The sequence below is a fragment of the Nocardiopsis rhodophaea genome (assembly GCF_039530945.1).
Classification (GTDB): domain Bacteria; phylum Actinomycetota; class Actinomycetes; order Streptosporangiales; family Streptosporangiaceae; genus Nocardiopsis_C; species Nocardiopsis_C rhodophaea.
Map to the genome: position 1 here is coordinate 49,621 of NZ_BAAAPC010000009.1, position 16,942 is coordinate 66,562.

Genomic DNA, 16,942 nt, shown 5'->3' on the forward strand with positions numbered 1-16,942 from the left:
TAATTTAGTTGACCGAGTTAATCTTTCGTGCTCTCCTGTGTCCTGACATGCGTCGCGAGTCTCGCCACGCTCCGAGGCCTCACCCGAGGAGGATGACCAAATGGACACCGACGTCATCGTGGTGGGGGCCGGCCCTACCGGCCTGATGCTCGCCAACGAGCTCGCATCGGCAGGCGTCCGCGTCACCGTCGCCGATCGCCTCGCCGGGCGCACCCCGCAATCCAAAGCGGGCAACCTCCACCCGCGAAGCTGCGAAATCCTGGACCAGCGCGACCTCCTGGCCCCCATCGCCCAGCACGCCACCGCACGCGTGCCCACCGGGCACTTCGCCGGGCTCCCTGTCCCGCTCGACTTCTCCACGCTGCCGACCCGCCACCGCTACCAGCTCATCGTCGCTCAAGCGCGGGTCGAGGAGGAGCTGGAAGCGGCGCTCGGCCGATCCGGTGGAACCGTCAACCGCGAGCACACCCTCACCGGCCTCGAACAGGACGCCGATGGCGTCACCGCCGCCTTTGCCACTCCCGGCGGGCCAACGAGCGTCGACGCCGCCTACATCGTCGGCTGCGACGGTGCGCGGAGTACCGTCCGGTCCCTCCTCCAGATTCCGTTTCCCGGACTGCCCGGACGCACCACGATGGTGGCCGCCGACGTGACGCTCTCACGCGCCCCGGCCGGTGCGGCGGAGCGCCGCCGACACTTCGGTGAGCGCTTCACGAGCGGCTCGCGCAGCCGCGCGGTCCTCTACCCGCTCCCCGGCGGCGCCTTCCGGCTGCTGTTCATGGGACCCCGCCAGGACATCAGCAAAGACGCGCCCGTGGAGGCCCCGGAGGTCCGCGAGGTGCTGGCCGACGTGTACGGCGACCAGGCGGAGCTGGACGAGCTGCTGATCGCCTCCCGTTTCACCGACGCCTCACGCCAGGCCGAGCACTACCGCGTCGGCCGCGCGTTCCTCGCGGGCGACGCCGCCCACATCCACCTCCCGACCGGAGGACAGGGCATGAACCTGGGGCTGCAGGACGCCTTCGCGCTGGGCTGGCGGCTATCCGCTGCCGTGCGCAGACACGCCCCGGACCATCTCCTCGACAGCTACGAGGCCGAGCGGCACCCCGTGGGCGTCCAGGTCCTGGACAACACACGGATCCAGGGGGAACTCGTCCGGACGGATGAGGAGCCCAAGCGGGCCCTGCGCGAGCTGTTCGTCGAGCTCATGCGCCTGCCCGACGTCAACCGGCGCCTGGCGGGGATGGTCTCGGGGATCGACGTCCGCTATCCGGCGCCGTGTCCCGCGCCCGACACGGACCACGCTTCGACCGCCGTCCGTCACGCAGCACACCCGCTGATCGGGCAGCGTGCTCCCGACCTGGATCTCGACACCGCACATGGCCCGACCCGCCTGTCCCACCTACTGCGCCCGGGACACGGCCTCCTGGTGGAGTTCACCCCTGGCTCCCCCCATTACGCCGACCTGGCCGCAGGGCGGCGCGACCGGGTCGATCACCTCGCGGCCACCCCGATCGACCCGGTGGACGCCAGGGCACTTCTCATCCGCCCTGACGGACACATCGCCTGGGCAGAGACCACGGACGGCAACGGAGCCGCGGACACGCTCGACGTGGCCCTTCAACAGTGGTTCGGCGCTCCCGAATTGACCTGACAGGTGAGGCCATAGCCGCACATCACTGAGCGGCGACAGCACTCGCCGGTATCCCGTTGAGCGGTCACGCCGTCCGAACCTTGCCGCCACAGGCGAAGGGTCACCGGTTCGACATCGCGACCAGCCAAGCTTGCTAGATTCTGGCCATGCGGCCAGACGTCGGGCAGGGTGGCCAACAGGAGCGTTCCTTCATCGAGAAGGCGCGGCGGGCGCAAATCATCGAAGCGGCGGTCGCGGTGATCGCCGAGGTCGGCTTCGCCAAGGCCTCCCTGGCGCGGATCGCCCAGCACGCCGGGATCAGCAAGGGCGTGATCTCCTACCACTTCGCTGGCAAGGACGAGCTGATCGAGCAGGTCGTCGAGCAGATCTACCTCTCCGCCACCGACTACGTGGTCCCCCGGATCATGGGCGAGAGCACGGCCGCCGACATGCTGCGTGCGCACATCCTGTCCGTGGCGGAGTTCATGCGCGGGCACCGTTCCCACCTGCGGGCACTGAGCGAGATCTTCGTCAATTTCCGAACCGCGGACGGCTCGCCCCGCTACGGGATCGCGGCGAGTGAGGAGATCTACACGGGCCTCGAAGACCTTTTCCGCGGGGGCCAGGCCAAGGGGGAGTTCCGGGAGTTCGACACTCGGGTGATGGCGGTCAGCCTGCAGGCCTCGATCGACAGCATGTTCGCCTACTGGGTGGCCTATCCCGATCACAACCTGGAGGCCCATGCCCGGGAGCTGGCCGATATCTTTCACCACGCGACCCGCGCTGAGCGGCCCGCGGACTAAGCGACGGCCGACGCGTCGCCGCCCATGGGGAGACTCCGGGGGATTGCCCGGAAGTGCGGGCGCGGCGCCGCCGCCGTGCCGAACCCCGCCTGCTCATCGAGGCTGACCACGCGGGGATCGACACCGTGTCGCCGATGGAGGAGGCGGCCACGGCACACGAGAGCGGCCAGAGTCGGCCGGGCCGCCGCGAGATCGTTCTCGCCGTCGCGGGGTAACGGCCCGGCGGTACGCCGTCCGTCGTGGGCTGGGCGCGCGTCGCTAGTGCAGGCCGAGCTGGTCGAAGGCGCTGCGCAGCCGCCGGACCCCGTCGATGATCTCGGTGGTTCCCGCTGTCCCCGCGAAGCTCAGCCGCACGTGGGGCGCCGGTGCTTCGGCGGGGAAGTAGGGCCGACCAGGGGCGACGGCGACCCCGGCGCGCAGGGCGACCGCGGCGAACACGGTCTCGTCGGTGCCCTCGGGCAGGCGCTGCCACAGGTGGTAGCCGCCCGAGGGAACGGCGGGGGCGGGAACGTCGGGCAGTTCACTCAGGAGTGCGGTGGCCATGGCGCGCCGGCGCTCGGTCAGTCCGGCCGCGACCGCCCGCAGGTGGCGCCCCCAGGCGGGGGAGCCAACCAGTTCCAGTGCCGTCTCCTGCAGCGGGCGCGGGACGAAGAAGCTGTCGACCACCTGGATCGCGCGCAGCCGCTCCAGCGCCGGGCCGCGTGCCGCCAGAGCGCCCACGCGCAGGCTGGGTGAGGTGCACTTGGTGAGCGAGCGGATGTGCACGACGGTCCCCTCCGGGTCGTCGGCCATGAGTGTGCGGGGCGGGGCTCCGGCGTCGGCGTGCACGAGGTAGCGGGCGAAGTCGTCCTCCACCACGAAGGCCCCGGCCGCGCGGGCGATGCGCAGGACTTCGCTCCTGCGCTCCTCGGCCAAGACCGCACCACTGGGGTTCTGGTAGAGCGGCTGGCCGATGAAGAGGCGGGCGCCGGTGGCGCGGAACGCGTCTTCCAGGAGTTCGGGCCGCACGCCGTCGGCGTCCACCGGGACGGGCACGGGACGCACACCCGAGGCGTGGGCCACGGCCAGCATCCCGGGGTAGGTGGGCGACTCGACCAGGACGGGTGCCCCGGGCGGGGCGAGGGCGCGCAGGGCGGTGGTGAGGGCGCTCTGCCCTCCTGCCGTGATGATCACGGCGGAGGCGCCGATGGCGCCCTCGTCGGTGCCGGCGATCCCGCGGGCGAACCAGCCGCGGAGCTCTTCGAGGCCCTCGATCGGCGGGCTGGCCCACGCGCCGGGGCGCCGGCCGGCGCGGGCGAGCGCCGCGGCCAGTGAGCGCTCGGGCTGCAGGGACGAGTGCAGGTAGCCGACGTTGAAGGCGATCACGCCGGGCGCGGGGACGGCCAGGGTGGCGTCCACGCCGGAGGCGTCGACCGTGCGGGGGATCGGCTCGCCGGAGGCGGAGGCCGATTCGGCACTGAGCGCGACTTCCTGCCACGAGGTGTCGGCGGCCTTTCGCACACCTGTGGGGCGCCGCGCGCGAAACGCCCCCGCCCCGGGGCGGGTGACGACCAGACCCTCGGCGGCGAGCGCGGCGACAGCACGCGAGACGGTCACCGGACTCACGCCGTAGCGCTCTACCAGCGCTCGGCTTGACGGCAGCTTCTCGCCGGGTGAGTAGCGGTTGACCTCTCTGCGGAGCACAGCAGCTAACTCCGCCACACTGCTACTCTGTTTCATGAAGATAGATGATAGCGCTATCGCCTCTAAAAGAGTAGCGGTCCGCAGCGGAATCCTGTTGGCCGCCCTCGGCGTCCTCGCGTTCTCGATGAACTTCCCCGCGACCGCCTGGGCGCTGCACGGGTTCGGTCCGTGGAGTACCACCGCCCTGCGCTGCGGACTGGCCGGACTGCTCGCCCTGTGGTTCCTGCGTCTGGCCCGCGCCCCTCGCCCCAGCCGCGACCAGTGGCCAGGGATCCTCGTTGTCGCTGTGGGTTGCGTGGCGGGCTTTCCCCTGCTGAGCACGTTGGCGATGACCACGTCGACGACCTCCAACGCCGCGGTCGTCATCGGAGCCCTGCCGATCGTTACCGCTGCGATCGGCGCCACTCGCAGCCGGACGCGGCTCTCCCGCACCTTCTGGGCGGCCGCACTCGTCGGGGCGGCGGCCGTCACCGGCTTCACCGTTCTGCGCAGCGGGGGCACGCCCGACGCGGGCGACCTGTACCTGCTCGGCGGCTTGGTGCTGTGCGCGGCGGGCTATGCGGAAGGCGGACGGCTGGCCGCGCGCATGCCGGGCTGGCACGTGATCGCCTGGGCCCTCGTGGTGTCGCTGCCGGTCATGCTTCCGGCGATGGTGGTCGCGCTGGCGGTCGAGCCGGTCCACCTGACGGTGCCGAGCCTGGCCGGAGTGGGCTACCTCGCGGTCATCACCCAGTTCGCCGGGTTTGTGGCGTGGTACCGGGGCATGGCGCTGGTCGGCGTTGCGAAGGCCAGCCAACTGCAGCTCGCCCAGCCACTGCTGACCCTCCTCTGGGCGGTATTGCTGGTGGGGGAGGAACCGTCGATCGCCGCGCCGTTGACGGCCATGGTGGTGCTGGGCTGCATCGTCGTCACCCAGCGCGCCCGCTGATGGGTGAGGGAACTCCTGTGGCCCGGCCGACCACGTCCGCGGCCGGGCCGCGGCTATGCGCGAGCAGGCGCCGTCCGTGCCTGCGGTTCCTCGGGGTTCCCCAAGCACCGCTCTGGCCAGCGCGTTCCACGCATCCGACGGTGACGGCGCCAGCTGGCCGTCGCGGCATGGGAGACGGCCTTCTCCGTCGGCATGATCTTCGCCCTGCTCGGGCTGTTCCGGTCGCGCGCCAACCACCAGGCACGCGTCGGGAGATTCCTCTCGGCCAACGCCTATGCCGTGTACGTCCTGCACGCCGTGGTACTCGTCGGAGTCGGTATGCCCCTCCGCGGCTGGGAGGCCATCGCCAGCGCGAAGTTCACCGTGGCCGCTCTGGTCGCCCTGCCCGTGTGATGGGGCGCCGCCCACCTCCTGCGCCGTCTGCCCGGCGCCACGCGCGTGTTCTGCCCCCTCCGCTCCGGGCCAGGGGGCTCCTACTCACGCCGTTCCGGGCGAAGACGCAGATCAGCATGGGTACCTGTACTCATGGCACAAACTCGGACACGGTCGATGATGGCAGTGGTGAGCACGCGACCCCCAGCTGGCAGGGCCCTTGTCGCCGCCGTGGCTCTCGGGCCCGGGGGCTGCTCGCCCGCCCGGGGGCCGGGCCGCGCCGGTGGACGGCGGCGCGGCCCGCCTCAGCGGCGCTCTTCGTTCCCCGCCATGCGGGAGAGCACGTCGACGGTGGCCTGGTACTCCTCCGCCGAGATGTCCTGGGTCACGCGGGCGCGGTGGTCCTGGACCTCTTGCCACAGATCGTCGTGGACAGACTCGCCCTTGTCGGTGAGAGCGAGGCGGCCATCGGTCTGGGAGACCACCCAGCCGCGCTCGCGCAGCTCGTCGATGTCCGGGGCGAGGTCAGACACGTCGTCGGCGAGGAAGGGGGCGACCCGGGTCTCCAGGTCCTGGACCGAAAGCGGCTCCTGGTGGAGGGAGTGCACAATCTGCCAGTGCCTGCGGGTCAGGCCACGTCCCTCCAGCAGGCGGTCGAACCCGCCGTCGATGAGGCGGTCGAGGTGCTGGAGCCAGTATCGGCTGGAACGTTCCGCCATTCCGGATCCCCTCCTGTGTCTGTCTGGTCTCAATTATCCCGCAATTTCAGATCTTGCGCAGAACATTCTTCATGTCCGATATGGGCCACTGTGTAGAAGACCAGGCCACGGCGGACGCCGACGTTCTGACCGGGCACTGGACCGCCTGCGTGCCCGGCAACCAGGCCCACCCGGTGGATGACCTCCGCACGGGGAAACGGACCCCCAGGACTCAGGAGCAGCAGTCGTCCTCGCAACCCTCGGCGCACCCGCACGCAGCGACGCCGCCGGGGTCGGCCAAGGGGGAGGTCGCGCAGCAGCCGTCACCGCGCCACGCCTCGATTCCCTCCTTGAGCGCGACGCCCGCGATGACCAACGCGGCGACCGGATCCGCCCACCACCAGCCGAAGAAGCTGTTCAGCGCCAACCCGGCGAGAAGCACGGCCGACAGGTAGGTGCACAGCAGCGTCTGCTTGGAGTCGGCGACCGCCGTGACCGATCCCAGCTCGCGGCCGGTGCGGCGCTCGGCATAGGAGAGGAACGGCATGACGAGCAGGCTCAGCGCCGCCAGGACCAGACCGATCGTGGAGTGGTCGGCGCGGTCGGCGCCGACCAACCCGCTGAGCGAATCCCAGGTCACGTAGGCGGCTAGGGCGAAGAAGGAGACCGCGATGACCCGCAGGGTGACGCGCTCCCGCGTCTCGTGGTCGCCGGCGGAGAACTGCCAGGCCACCGCCAGCGCGGAGACCACTTCGATCGTGGAGTCCAGGCCGAAGGCGATCAGCGCGGTAGAGGAAGCCAGGGCGCCCGCGGTGATCGCGACGATGGCTTCGACGACGTTGTAGGCGACCGTCGCCGCGACGATGAGCCGGACGCGGCGCACGAGGGTGGCGCGGCGGGCGGGGGAGAAGGGCGTGGTCATCGGGTGTCCTCCGTCGCCGCGCGCGGCGTGTCGTCGTCCGGGGGCGGGGCGGTCCGCTTCCCCTCGCCCGCCCGCGGGGTTTCGGTGGCGCTCGGGCCGTAGACCGGGCACAGCACCACGGCGTCTCCGGTGGCCGCGAGCAGTCGTTCGGCGCTACGCAGGAGGTCGAGCAGCTCGGGCCGGTCGAAGTGGTAGAAGGACTGGCGTCCTTCGGGGCGGAAGTCGACCAGTCCGCAGTCGCGCAGGCACGCCAGGTGCTTCGACACGGTCGACTGGGCCAGCCCCAGCTCGGAGGTCAGGTCCGCCACACGTGCCTCGCCCACCGCGAGGCGTTGCACGATCGCCAGGCGTACCGGGTCGGAGAGCGAGCGGAAGAGAAGCGCGGCGGGGGCAAGCTCCGCACGGTCGCTCGAACATTGATTCATCGCCATATGGCGATGTTAACCCAAAATCGGCATATATCATCCGCAGGGATTCCACGAATGGTCTGTGGGGATGGAGCGTGTACGCGCGCCCTGGTCAGTCCGACAGCAGCGTGGCCACGTCCGCCGCCGACCAGGCGCCCTTGGCGCCCGGCCGGCCGGCCAGGTGGGCGGCGGCCCGCCCCACGGCCCAGCCGTGGGTCGCGCGCAGACCGCCGCCGATGAGGCGCAGGTAGGAGGCAGCCGGGGCTTCGACCGCAACGTGGGGCCGCGACCAGTGGGAGGTCAGTGTCAGCACCGGGTGGCCGTCGAGGCGGCCGCAGTAGACCAGCGTCTCGTACCGGCCCTCACCGAGGACGTCGCGGCCCTCCCGCAGGGCGGTGTCCAACTCGACCGCGTCGCCGGGGGCGCGGTACATCTCCTGGGCGGCCACATCGCTGAACTGTTCGCCCGTGAGCAGGTAGGCACGAGCGGGTGCGGCACCGGGCAGGGACGGGTCCAGGAGGGCCAGCCCGCCGCCCCACATCCGCGACGTCAGCGCGAAGTAGACGCCCCCTTCCAGCCAGACGGCGCGCTGGGAGCGCGGCGGGGTGCGGTCGCGGCATCCGGGATTGGTACGCGCACCGCTGGGGGGAGAGCCCCCCGCGAGGTAGTAGCCGAAGCGGTCCGCCGCCATGTTCGATCCATAGCCCGCGTACCAGACCAGCTGGTCAAGTGCGGCGGACTCGGCACGGGTCGCGCGCATACCGCAACGCTAACTCCGCGCCGGCCGGTCTCGCCATGCCGGGCGTCCCCGCTGACGAGACCGGCCCTGCTCCCTCTCCCCTGCCCGGTGGGGCTTCGGGCGTCCCGGAAGAACAGGAGAAACCGACGGGGGTGTGCGGACCGTGCGGGATCAGGCGTTGGGCGGCAGGTCCGTACCAGCACCGCGGTGACGCGTCTTGACCAGATCGAGGCGCTCTTCGGGCAGGGTCTGCTCGCCTGCGCCCTGGACGACGAACCCGGCGTCGCGGATCATCTCCAGGTCGTCCTTGCCCTCCTGGCCCTCGCTCGTGAGGTAGTCGCCCAGGAAGATCGAGTTGACCACATGCAGGGCGAGCGGCTGCAGGCCGCGCAGGTGGATCTCGCGGCCCGCCGCCAGCCGCACCTCCACGTCGGGGAAGACCAGCCGCGCCGCGGCGAGAATGCGCAGGCAGCGCTGCGGCGTCAGGTTCCACTGCCCCGCCAGCGGGGTGCCCTCGAAAGGGATGAGGAAGTTGACCGGAACGGAGTCCGGGTCCAGCTCCCGGAGCGCGAAGAGCGCGTCGACGATGTCGCCGTCGCTCTCGCCCATCCCCGCGATCAGGCCCGAGCAGGGGGAGAGGCCCGCCTGCTTGGCCTGCTCGACGGTCTCCACACGGTCGTCGAAGGTGTGCGTTGTGCAGATGTCGGCGTAGCGCTCGCCGGAGGTGTTGAGGTTGTGGTTGTAGGCGTCGGCACCGGCGTCGCGCAGGCGTTCGGCCTGTCCGTCGGAGAGCAGGCCGAGGCAGGCGCAGACCTCGATACCGGGGTGGTCGGTCTTGATCCGTTCGATGGTGGGGCCGAGCCGGTCGACGTCGCGGTCGGTGGGGCCGCGGCCACTGGCGACCAGGCAGACCCGCGACGCCCCGGCCTTGACGCCGCAGGAAACGGCTTCGCGTGTCTGGTCGGGGCGCAGCCAGGTGTATTTGACGATGTCGGCGGAGGACCCCAGCCGCTGGGAGCAGTAGGTGCAGTCCTCGGGGCACAGGCCGCTCTTGAGGTTCACCAGGTAGTTGAGCTTGACCCGGCGCTCGAAGAAGTGGCGCCGCACCCGGAACGTGGCGGCGACCAGTTCGAGCAGGTCGTCGTCGGGACTCGTGAGCACGGACAGCACTTCGTCTCGGGTGAGCGGTTCTCGGCGCAGCGCCTTGTCCGCCAGGGCGTCGAATTTCACCATGACGAAGATCATGGGGCACGGCGGTGCCCGAGCGCACCCCCTGAAGGCACCAAAGTTCGGCGCCGGGGTTTTGTGGACCTCCCCGTCGACTCGGGGCGGTAGGGGCGTCCCCTCTGCGGATGGGGTAGGCCGGCGGCTGAGCCCCCGGGCGACGGGGCTCCTGCTGTGGCTGGTGGCGGGCAGGGACGGCAGATCCGGGTTTCCGTGTGTCCTGCGCTGGCCCTCGACCGCCGGGTGCGTAGGGTGCCGCGAGGAGGGATAGGGGGCGGGCGCGGATGGACGCCGAAATGGCAGAGACGCTGCGGATCCTGGTCATCATCATGGCCGCGGCCGTGCTGGCACCGCTGATCAGCGACCACGTGGGGCGGTGGGTAGTCGTCCCGGCCGTGGTGCTGGAGATCGCTCTGGGCATCCTTCTCGGTCCGGACGGGCTGGCTCTGATCCACGAGACCGACGTCATCTCCGCCTTCGCCGACCTCGGCCTGGCGATGCTCATGTTCATGGCCGGGTACGAGATCGACTTCAACCGCATCAAAGGGCGGCCGCTGCGGCGTGCGGCGCTGGCGTGGCTGTGCTCGCTGGCGCTGGGGCTGGGTGCGGCGTGGACTGTCTTCGGGTCCTCCCAGACCACGCTGATCATCGGATTGGCCCTGACAACGACGGCACTCGGCACGGTCCTGCCGATCCTGCGCGACGCGGGAGCGTTGAGCACGGCGTTCGGTACCCGGTTCCTGGCCTCGGGGACGGTGGGGGAGTTCGGCCCCATTGTGGTGATCGCCCTGCTGCTCAGCGGATTCCGCCCGTTGGAAGGGACGCTCCTGCTGCTGGTCTTCTTCGCTGTCGCAGGTCTGGCGGCGTGGCGGGCCACCCGTCCGACGTCGGAGCGCATGGGGCGGCTGATTCGGGCGACGCTGGGCACCAGCGCGCAGTTGGCCGTCCGGCTGTCACTGTTCGTGATCGTCGCGATGGTGGGGTTAGCGGGTGTTTTGCAGCTGGACACGCTGCTGGGCGCGTTCGCCGCGGGAATCATCGTGCGGCTGATGTTGATGATCAACCACCCACAGGAGGTGCACGAGGTCGAGTCCAAGCTGGAGGCGGTTTCCTTCGGGCTGTTCATTCCGGTGTTCTTCGTGGTCACCGGCGTGCGCTTCGACGTGGGGGCGTTGGCCTCCGACGTCGGTGCGGTGCTGCTGCTGCCGTTGTTCCTGCTGCTGTTCCTGCTGGTGCGCGGGTTGCCGGAACTGCTGCTGTCGCGCGACGGCCTCGCCGCCCGCCAGCGCCCCGCGCTCGCGCTGTTCGCGGCCACGGCGCTGCCTCTGCTGGTGGTGCTGACGACCATCGGTGGAGAGGCGGGCGTCGTCGAACCGGCGGTCGCCGCGGCCCTGGTGGGGGCGGGCATGCTCAGCGTGCTGGTACTGCCGCTCATCGGCCTGCGGCTGTGGCGGAGCAGCCAGGCCGCGGAGGAGGCCCCCAGTGTGGCGCGAGGCTGAGCACCCACGTTCTTCGCTCCCGTCGAACGAAGGGAAGGCGGGCGCGCGAGCGGCTGTGGCCACCGGCCCCTCAGGCGTGGCGGCCGGTCAGGGCGAGCAACCGGGTCAGCGGGTCGGCGTCGTCGGGGGCATGGACGGGTGGGGCGAACAGCCCATCCGCTCCGGCCATGCCCTCCTCCCCGACCCATGCCAGCAGTGCTTCGGTCAGGTCAGGGTCGATGCTCTCGTCCGTGCCGATGGCGCGGGCCAGATCCCAGGCGTGGACGGCCAGGTCAAAGGTCATTTCCCAGAGGTAGACCGAACCGGGTGCGTCGCCGGACGAGAGATGGACGGTGCGTTCCTGGGCGCTGGGTTGCAGCCACGCGGCGCGCGCCTCGCGGGAGGCCACCTCCCACACGGTGACGGGTTCCTCGCCCAGGACATCGCCTTCGAAGCGGTCGCCGATCTCCTCCACCGCGCAGCCCGCCAGCAGGTGCGGCACCCACAGCTGCTCACGCACCAGATGGGCGACCAGGTCGTGCACGTCCCAGTCCGTGCACGGGGTGGGATCGGCCCACTGCGTCGCCTTCACCTCACGCACCCGGCGGTCGAACTCCGCCATGGCCTGACCGTGCAGGTCCACTAGCTCCGGCATGGGTGTCACTCCCTCTGCGGGACGACGATCTCGTGATGGCGGTCACTCCTACCCAATCAGGCGGGGGCCGCTGGTTCCACTCGACGCCCTGCCCTTGAGCTTCTCGTGGGAGACGCGGTCGTTTTGTAATAAATCGTTACCTAAGTCGCGTGATACACACCATAAGAATGTCCGATATGGTTCGTGATCGTAAATTTCCGCCGTATGTTGCATGTCCGAAGTATGTCGGACATGTACTGGCTGCTGACCGGTCCCGGTCATCGGCGGAGCAGTCGTTCGACGGGCCCCGGCCACGCGGACCGGGGCCTCATTCCGACAAGGAGAGGCCGTGGCAACATCGGATCCGGCGGGTGCGAAGTCCGCCGGTGAGCTGAACATCGTCCACGTGACGCTGATCGCCAGCGCGGCAGCGATGGGCGGTTTCCTGTTCGGTTACGACAGTTCCGTGATCAACGGCGCCGTCGATGCCGTCCAGGAGCACTTCCAGGTCACCACCGCCATGACCGGCTTCACGGTCGCGGCCGCCCTGCTCGGCTCGGCACTGGGCGCAGGCGTGGCGGGAACGCTGGCCGACCGTCTCGGGCGTATCCGCGCCATGCAGATCGCCGGCGTGCTCTTCGCGATCAGCGCCGTCGGTTCGGCTCTCCCCTTCTCCATCTTCGACCTGGCCGCCTGGCGCGTCGTGGGTGGCGTCGCGATCGGTATGGCGTCGGTGATCGCGCCGACCTACATCGCCGAGGTCTCTCCTCCCGCCTACCGCGGTCGACTCGCCTCCCTGCAGCAGTTGGCGATCGTGCTCGGTATCGCCCTGTCGCAGCTGGTCAACTACCTTGTGGCGGCAGCCGCCGACGGCAGCGCCCTCAACCCGCTCGGCCCGCTGCAGGCCTGGCAGTGGATGCTGGGCGTGGAGATGCTCCCCGCGCTGCTCTACATCACGCTGACCCTGCCGATCCCGGAGTCGCCCCGCTACCTGGTCCGCGTCGGTCGGGACGACAAGGCCCGCCGGGTCCTGAGCGAGGTCGAAGGCGGTGACGTCGAGCGCCGGATCTCCGAGATTTACCAGGCCCTGGGCTCCGAGGTGCGCCCCAAGCTCGGCGACCTCAAGGGCGGCCGGTTCGGGCTGCTGCCGATCGTGTGGATCGGTATGGCGCTGTCGGCTTTCCAGCAGCTCGTCGGTATCAACGTCGTCTTCTACTACTCGTCGTCGCTGTGGCAGTCGGTGGGCGTAGACGAGGGCAACTCGCTCCTGCTCAGCCTGTTCACCTCGATCGTCAACATCATCGGCACCTTCATCGCCATCGGCCTCGTCGACCGGATCGGCCGCAAGCCGCTGCTGCTGATCGGCTCGGCCGGAATGGCGGTGTCCCTGGCCGTGACGGGGTGGGCGTTCAGCCACGCCACCGTCGTCGGCGCATCGGCCTCCCTCTCCTTCGCCTGGGGCGCCGTGGCCCTCACCTCCGCCAGCGCGTTCGTCATGTTCTTCGCGCTGTCCTGGGGCGTGGTGACCTGGGTCCTGCTCGGCGAGATGTTCCCCCTGCGCATCCGAGCTGCGGCGATGGCCGTGGCCACCGCGACCCAGTGGATCACCAACTGGCTGATCACCGTGACGTTCCCTAGCCTGCGCGACTGGAACCTGACCGGCACGTACATGATCTACGCGGTGTTCGCGGTGCTGTCCTTCGTCTTCGTCTGGAAGTTCATATCGGAGACTAAGGGCAAGACCCTGGAGTCGATGGGTCAGCAAGGGGAAGAGGCCACCGCCCAATAGCGAGCCTTCCTCCAGGGGCGGCCGCCACCCCGGTACCGGAGTGGCGGCCGTCGAGCTGCGTTGCGCGTTCAGGCGGAGCGTTGCCCGTGGTCCCGCCGATAGCGCTGCCTAAACTCGGCCTTTACGCCGCAGCACGTTCAGGATCGCGCTCAGGCCGCTTTTGCGCCTCATCGACGGGGATCGCGTGGGCCGCGTAGTGCTCATAGTCTGCGTCACCAGGATGGATGATGTCCGCGCCGCAGGCGATGGTCTCGGCGGACGGATCGGCGACACCGACCGGGATGTGGATGGATCCGTCTGGATAAAGAATCGCGATCTTACGCGTCATGCCATCACCCCGTAGTTGTACTCGGCGCCGTATCCCTCGAACTACAGTCGGGTGCCAAGCGGAAACGGGTCGTGTGCGTCACCGGGCTCCTCTGCGCCGGAGTCGTGTTCGGGTGCCTGTTCGGGCTGTGGGTCATGTTTCAGGGAGTCCTCGCTGCCGAGGCATCCGGCGGCTGGGTCGCCGTGGTGGGCGGGTTCTTCGTGAGCATGAACCACTGGGTATACCCCGTGCTGATCGGCTGTGCGGGGGCATTCCCCTTCGTGGGAATGGTCGGCCAAGGCAACGTGCTCTGCTTGTCCGATCGCCCGTTGCTCCCGATTGCAATGGCCTGCGCGGTAGTCGGCGCACACGCGGTACTGCTCGCGGCAACGGTCGCCGCAGTGGTCGCGGACAGCAGCGGACCGCTGAGTGGTATGACCACATCGGCCCGCCTCGGAGCCATCATGCTGCTGACACTCCTGTTCGCCGGGAGCGTGAGCGCGGGGCTGGGGCGCGGCCGGGTGGGCATCGCCGTGTGTACCGCCGCTGTGTTCGTGTTCACGACGTTGGCGCTGCACGCCCCTGTCTATAGCGCGGTGCTCCACAGCTCACTCTGCGTCTGGGAACGCTCCCTCAGCTGCTGGGGCGCTGCCGGTCTGGCCGCCCCTACGGCATACGGCGGCGCGGATTTCATCCGGCTCGGGTTCCCTTTCCTCCGCCCGGTGTGCTGCGCAGGAGCCGCCGTCGACTCCGGGCTACGCGCGACAGCGGCCAGGTGGAGCAGGAGACGTCCTGCTTCCGCCGACCTCGGGGAACACGTCACATCGTCAGCGCGGTCACGGTGGCGGCGGCCACTGCCCTCGTGACGGGGTATACGTGGGGAGTTATGTGGAGGACACCATGGTCAGCCCACCGTCCGGGGTTAACGCCGAGAGGCTGGCCGAACTGAGATCCCAGGTGGAACCCGCGGCCGTGAGCCGTCAGGAGGCCTGCGCGTTCGCCGCAGCCAGTCAGGACGTGGCTTACGACCCCGACGACGCCATGCTGTTCTCCGACAACATGGACGCCGGAATCGTCGCTGTCGCCTCAAGCAGCGACCCCGTCCACACCGCCTTCGGCCGGGCAATGTTCGACGGCGCCGAAATTAACGAAGAACGCTTCTTCCGCGCGGTGCGCCGCTACTGTAGCCAGGGCGAGGCGCGGAACTGACCAGCCTGGCAGGACAGCCGTCAGTTGTACATGAGGGGCCTCCCGCCCACTTGTACAACTCGGAGCGTGAGCGGGAGGCAGGGCTGCGCGCCGGCCCCAGAGGGTGGGCACCCGCACCGGCGCGCAGCCGGTCTACAGGCCGAGCCGGGACGCGATGCGTGTCTGGGCTTCGAGAGTGTCGCGAAGCGCCCCCACGCCGATGGCCGCTACGTGGTTATACAGGCCCGGGCGCTGCTCCGGTGAGGTGGTCAGGGGGATGCGGCGCGTCGCGACGCAGTACAGCCCACCGGTGATCCACCCCGTGCGGATCTCCCAGCCGGGGAACTCGGCCTGCAGCTCCTGCTGCTCGGGGGCGAGGTCGGTGGTCACTGGGGCTGCACCGCCTGCTCGTCGGCTTCCTGACCCGCACGGAGCGCCTGCTGGACGAAAAGCGCGGCGGACAGCTGCTCGATCTGGCGGGAGGTGACCTCGGTGAGGATGCAGGCACGCTCACGGGACTTGTCCGGGTGCTCCTTGCGGTGTACGGCGCGCAGGAGCCCACCGGGCTCGCGGGTGATGCGCCAGTGCTTGCCGTACTTCGCGCGGACCTCATCGAGCAGCGGGGCGTCGGGGGACGCCGTGGGTGAGGTCAAGTTCAGGGGTTTCATTCTCTGTCCGGAGGGAGCGTGATACGGGGTCCCTTCCAGGGATATCGTCGTGAGGCAGGTCACTGGCAGAGCGTGATCACGCGCAGGCGTGGGACCGCGTTCACACGGGGTGTGAATCGAGAGGCACTGATATGGCCGAGCCGAACATTCTCCTCGCCGCCCTCATCGAGGAGGCTGAGATGTCAAACGCAGGACTAGCCTCCCGGGTCAACCAGCACCTGGGCACCCGCTACGACCACACCGCGGTCGCCCGATGGATCCGCGACCACGCCATCCCACGCGGGCGCGCGCCCCAGGTGATGTGCGACGTTCTGTCCCAGCGACTCGGCAGGACGATCACCATGAGCGACATCGGTATGGACCGCAGCGGCACCGCGCATAGCAGCAGCGACCTGGAGGTGGTGGTCACACGCACCACTGCCATGTGGCGCCAGGACGCCCGACAGGAGGATTTCCTGGAGGGCGCCCCTCCTGCGAGTGGCGCGACGGTGATCATGCCGCTGTTCGAGTGGGAGAACCCGCCCGGGGACACTGACGTGAGCCGGGCAGGGCCCAGCGTCATCGGCGTTGGTGACGTCGAGCAGCTGCGGACCGCGCGCCACCGCTACCAGGAGATGTACCGTCGAGCCGGCGGAATCCCGGTGCGGCCGCGGCTAACGCAGTACCTGGCCGAGAGGGTCGCACCGGTGTTGTCGGCGTCCTACTCCGACGCCACCGGACGCAAGCTCTACCGCACCGTGGGTTCACTCACCGCGCTTGCTGGGATCTGTGCCTACGACGCCAGCAGGCAGGCGCTCGCGCAGCGCTACTTCCTCTCCGCCCTGCGCATGGCCAAAGCATCCGCAGATCGCCGGTTCGGCGGCTACATCGTCGCGCTGCTCGCCAACCAGGCCATGAGCCAAGCTGAGTACCGGCTGGTCATCCAATACTGCGAGACCGCACTTCGTGCCGCTGGAGGCGACCTCACGCCCGCACTGGTCTCCGACCTGTGCACCATGCAGGCCCGCGCCTATGCTCGCCTCGGCGACCAGCAGGCATGCCACGCACAGATGACCCGCTCGGAGTCCATGGCCGGGCGGATCCGCGTCGGTGAGGAGCCGGACGAGACCTCCTATGTGCAGCCCGGCCTGGTGGAGACCCAGCACTCGGAGGCGCTGCGCCAGCTCGGCGACCTGGCTGCCGCCGAGGAGTATGCATCGGAGGCGGTGCGCACCGCTGATCAGGCGCACCTGCGCGGCCAGGTCCACCGCTACGCCGGGCTGGCGATCGTGCGGGCACAGCGGGGAGCGGTGGACGAGGCCCTGGAACCGGCAAGGGAGATGCTGGAACGAGTACGCGGGATGGAGTCGGGGCGGCTGCACGACCGGGTGCGCCAAGTACGTGGGGCTCTGGCCGGTCGCAGTAGCGAGCCGGAAGTCCGGGAGTTCGCCCAGCGGGCCGATGCGGAGCTGGGCCTGGGGTTGTGATGT

General features: G+C 69.8%; 20 protein-coding genes. 10 read left to right on the forward strand and 10 right to left on the reverse strand.

What is annotated here, in order from left to right:
• Nucleotides 1-100: 100 nt before the first annotated feature.
• From ABD259_RS11770 to ABD259_RS11780, 3 genes are all read left to right on the forward strand, one after another.
• A complete protein-coding gene (locus tag ABD259_RS11770; protein ID WP_344108832.1) occupies nucleotides 101-1,654 on the forward strand; it encodes an FAD-dependent monooxygenase in 1,554 nt (517 codons plus the stop codon).
• A gap of 146 nt (nucleotides 1,655-1,800) precedes the next feature.
• On the forward strand, nucleotides 1,801-2,436 hold the full coding sequence (locus tag ABD259_RS11775; protein ID WP_344162248.1) for a TetR/AcrR family transcriptional regulator: 636 nt from the start codon (nucleotides 1,801-1,803) through the stop codon (nucleotides 2,434-2,436).
• Between the two features lie 53 nt (nucleotides 2,437-2,489).
• Nucleotides 2,490-2,651: a hypothetical protein gene (locus tag ABD259_RS11780; RefSeq protein ID WP_344109355.1), complete on the forward strand. Its 162-nt coding sequence runs from the start codon at nucleotides 2,490-2,492 to the stop codon at nucleotides 2,649-2,651.
• 43 nt (nucleotides 2,652-2,694) lie between these two features.
• On the opposite strand, the gene ABD259_RS11785 is transcribed toward ABD259_RS11780, so the two are convergent.
• Nucleotides 2,695-4,155 (reverse strand): aminotransferase-like domain-containing protein, encoded by a 1,461-nt coding sequence (locus ABD259_RS11785; protein WP_344109353.1) that lies wholly within the window; start codon nucleotides 4,153-4,155, stop codon nucleotides 2,695-2,697.
• Between ABD259_RS11785 and ABD259_RS11790 the strand changes: the two genes are divergently transcribed.
• Together ABD259_RS11790 and ABD259_RS11795 are read left to right on the forward strand one after the other, a co-directional pair.
• Nucleotides 4,154-5,047 carry a DMT family transporter gene (locus ABD259_RS11790; protein ID WP_344162251.1) on the forward strand — a complete coding sequence of 298 codons (894 nt, stop codon included), beginning with the start codon at nucleotides 4,154-4,156 and terminating at the stop codon, nucleotides 5,045-5,047. The genes ABD259_RS11785 and ABD259_RS11790 overlap by 2 nt on opposite strands.
• 192 nt (nucleotides 5,048-5,239) lie before the next feature.
• Complete coding sequence (locus ABD259_RS11795) at nucleotides 5,240-5,440, forward strand: hypothetical protein (RefSeq protein WP_344109349.1); 201 nt, start codon at nucleotides 5,240-5,242, stop codon at nucleotides 5,438-5,440.
• Between the two features lie 284 nt (nucleotides 5,441-5,724).
• Here ABD259_RS11795 and ABD259_RS11800 read toward each other — a convergent pair whose 3' ends face one another.
• The 5 genes from ABD259_RS11800 to bioB form a co-directional block, all read right to left on the reverse strand.
• A complete protein-coding gene (locus ABD259_RS11800; protein ID WP_344109347.1) occupies nucleotides 5,725-6,138 on the reverse strand; it encodes a MarR family winged helix-turn-helix transcriptional regulator in 414 nt (137 codons plus the stop codon).
• A 211-nt stretch (nucleotides 6,139-6,349) separates the two neighbouring features.
• Nucleotides 6,350-7,039, reverse strand: coding sequence for a cation efflux transmembrane domain-containing protein (locus ABD259_RS11805; RefSeq protein WP_344109345.1), 690 nt, complete (start codon nucleotides 7,037-7,039; stop codon nucleotides 6,350-6,352).
• A complete protein-coding gene (locus ABD259_RS11810) occupies nucleotides 7,036-7,470 on the reverse strand; it encodes an ArsR/SmtB family transcription factor (RefSeq protein WP_412759492.1) in 435 nt (144 codons plus the stop codon). Before ABD259_RS11810 ends, ABD259_RS11805 begins: the two co-directional genes overlap by 4 nt.
• A gap of 88 nt (nucleotides 7,471-7,558) precedes the next feature.
• Complete coding sequence (locus ABD259_RS11815) at nucleotides 7,559-8,206, reverse strand: histone deacetylase (protein WP_344109343.1); 648 nt, start codon at nucleotides 8,204-8,206, stop codon at nucleotides 7,559-7,561.
• A gap of 150 nt (nucleotides 8,207-8,356) precedes the next feature.
• Nucleotides 8,357-9,418 (reverse strand): biotin synthase BioB, encoded by a 1,062-nt coding sequence (gene bioB, locus ABD259_RS11820; protein ID WP_344109341.1) that lies wholly within the window; start codon nucleotides 9,416-9,418, stop codon nucleotides 8,357-8,359.
• Nucleotides 9,419-9,693: 275 nt separating this feature from the next.
• On the opposite strand from bioB, the gene ABD259_RS11825 reads away from it, so the two are divergent.
• Nucleotides 9,694-10,908, forward strand: coding sequence for a cation:proton antiporter (locus ABD259_RS11825; protein WP_344162254.1), 1,215 nt, complete (start codon nucleotides 9,694-9,696; stop codon nucleotides 10,906-10,908).
• Nucleotides 10,909-10,978: 70 nt separating this feature from the next.
• On the opposite strand, the gene ABD259_RS11830 is transcribed toward ABD259_RS11825, so the two are convergent.
• The gene (locus ABD259_RS11830; RefSeq protein ID WP_344109336.1) at nucleotides 10,979-11,542 is read right to left on the reverse strand and encodes a TIGR03086 family metal-binding protein; all 564 of its coding nucleotides are present in this window, start codon (nucleotides 11,540-11,542) and stop codon (nucleotides 10,979-10,981) included.
• A gap of 328 nt (nucleotides 11,543-11,870) precedes the next feature.
• Here ABD259_RS11830 and ABD259_RS11835 point away from each other — a divergent pair, with 328 nt between their 5' ends.
• Complete coding sequence (locus ABD259_RS11835; RefSeq protein WP_344162257.1) at nucleotides 11,871-13,310, forward strand: sugar porter family MFS transporter; 1,440 nt, start codon at nucleotides 11,871-11,873, stop codon at nucleotides 13,308-13,310.
• A gap of 121 nt (nucleotides 13,311-13,431) precedes the next feature.
• On the opposite strand, the gene ABD259_RS11840 is transcribed toward ABD259_RS11835, so the two are convergent.
• Complete coding sequence (locus tag ABD259_RS11840) at nucleotides 13,432-13,638, reverse strand: hypothetical protein (protein WP_344109332.1); 207 nt, start codon at nucleotides 13,636-13,638, stop codon at nucleotides 13,432-13,434.
• Nucleotides 13,639-13,709: 71 nt separating this feature from the next.
• Between ABD259_RS11840 and ABD259_RS11845 the strand changes: the two genes are divergently transcribed.
• A complete protein-coding gene (locus ABD259_RS11845; protein WP_344109329.1) occupies nucleotides 13,710-14,483 on the forward strand; it encodes a hypothetical protein in 774 nt (257 codons plus the stop codon).
• A gap of 10 nt (nucleotides 14,484-14,493) precedes the next feature.
• Nucleotides 14,494-14,826 (forward strand): hypothetical protein, encoded by a 333-nt coding sequence (locus ABD259_RS11850; RefSeq protein WP_344162260.1) that lies wholly within the window; start codon nucleotides 14,494-14,496, stop codon nucleotides 14,824-14,826.
• Between the two features lie 132 nt (nucleotides 14,827-14,958).
• On the opposite strand, the gene ABD259_RS11855 is transcribed toward ABD259_RS11850, so the two are convergent.
• Nucleotides 14,959-15,195, reverse strand: coding sequence for a hypothetical protein (locus tag ABD259_RS11855; protein WP_344109325.1), 237 nt, complete (start codon nucleotides 15,193-15,195; stop codon nucleotides 14,959-14,961).
• Nucleotides 15,192-15,458 (reverse strand): hypothetical protein, encoded by a 267-nt coding sequence (locus ABD259_RS11860; RefSeq protein WP_344109323.1) that lies wholly within the window; start codon nucleotides 15,456-15,458, stop codon nucleotides 15,192-15,194. Before ABD259_RS11860 ends, ABD259_RS11855 begins: the two co-directional genes overlap by 4 nt.
• Nucleotides 15,459-15,604: 146 nt before the next feature.
• On the opposite strand from ABD259_RS11860, the gene ABD259_RS11865 reads away from it, so the two are divergent.
• Nucleotides 15,605-16,939 carry an NsdA family TPR-like regulatory protein gene (locus ABD259_RS11865; RefSeq protein WP_486348483.1) on the forward strand — a complete coding sequence of 445 codons (1,335 nt, stop codon included), beginning with the start codon at nucleotides 15,605-15,607 and terminating at the stop codon, nucleotides 16,937-16,939.
• Nucleotides 16,940-16,942 lie beyond the last annotated feature (3 nt).

Coding starts and splice junctions, on each gene's coding strand:
- ABD259_RS11800 (WP_344109347.1), bottom strand. CDS start 6,138: ATGGCGGAACGTTCCAGCCGATACTGGCTCCAGCACCTCGACCGCCTC.
- ABD259_RS11775 (WP_344162248.1), top strand. CDS start 1,801: ATGCGGCCAGACGTCGGGCAGGGTGGCCAACAGGAGCGTTCCTTCATC.
- ABD259_RS11815 (WP_344109343.1), bottom strand. CDS start 8,206: ATGCGCGCGACCCGTGCCGAGTCCGCCGCACTTGACCAGCTGGTCTGG.
- ABD259_RS11795 (WP_344109349.1), top strand. CDS start 5,240: ATGATCTTCGCCCTGCTCGGGCTGTTCCGGTCGCGCGCCAACCACCAG.
- ABD259_RS11790 (WP_344162251.1), top strand. CDS start 4,154: ATGAAGATAGATGATAGCGCTATCGCCTCTAAAAGAGTAGCGGTCCGC.
- ABD259_RS11830 (WP_344109336.1), bottom strand. CDS start 11,542: ATGCCGGAGCTAGTGGACCTGCACGGTCAGGCCATGGCGGAGTTCGAC.
- ABD259_RS11805 (WP_344109345.1), bottom strand. CDS start 7,039: ATGACCACGCCCTTCTCCCCCGCCCGCCGCGCCACCCTCGTGCGCCGC.
- bioB (WP_344109341.1), bottom strand. CDS start 9,418: ATGGTGAAATTCGACGCCCTGGCGGACAAGGCGCTGCGCCGAGAACCG.
- ABD259_RS11810 (WP_412759492.1), bottom strand. CDS start 7,470: ATGGCGATGAATCAATGTTCGAGCGACCGTGCGGAGCTTGCCCCCGCC.
- ABD259_RS11840 (WP_344109332.1), bottom strand. CDS start 13,638: ATGACGCGTAAGATCGCGATTCTTTATCCAGACGGATCCATCCACATC.
- ABD259_RS11825 (WP_344162254.1), top strand. CDS start 9,694: ATGGACGCCGAAATGGCAGAGACGCTGCGGATCCTGGTCATCATCATG.
- ABD259_RS11865 (WP_486348483.1), top strand. CDS start 15,605: ATGGCCGAGCCGAACATTCTCCTCGCCGCCCTCATCGAGGAGGCTGAG.
- ABD259_RS11785 (WP_344109353.1), bottom strand. CDS start 4,155: ATGAAACAGAGTAGCAGTGTGGCGGAGTTAGCTGCTGTGCTCCGCAGA.
- ABD259_RS11770 (WP_344108832.1), top strand. CDS start 101: ATGGACACCGACGTCATCGTGGTGGGGGCCGGCCCTACCGGCCTGATG.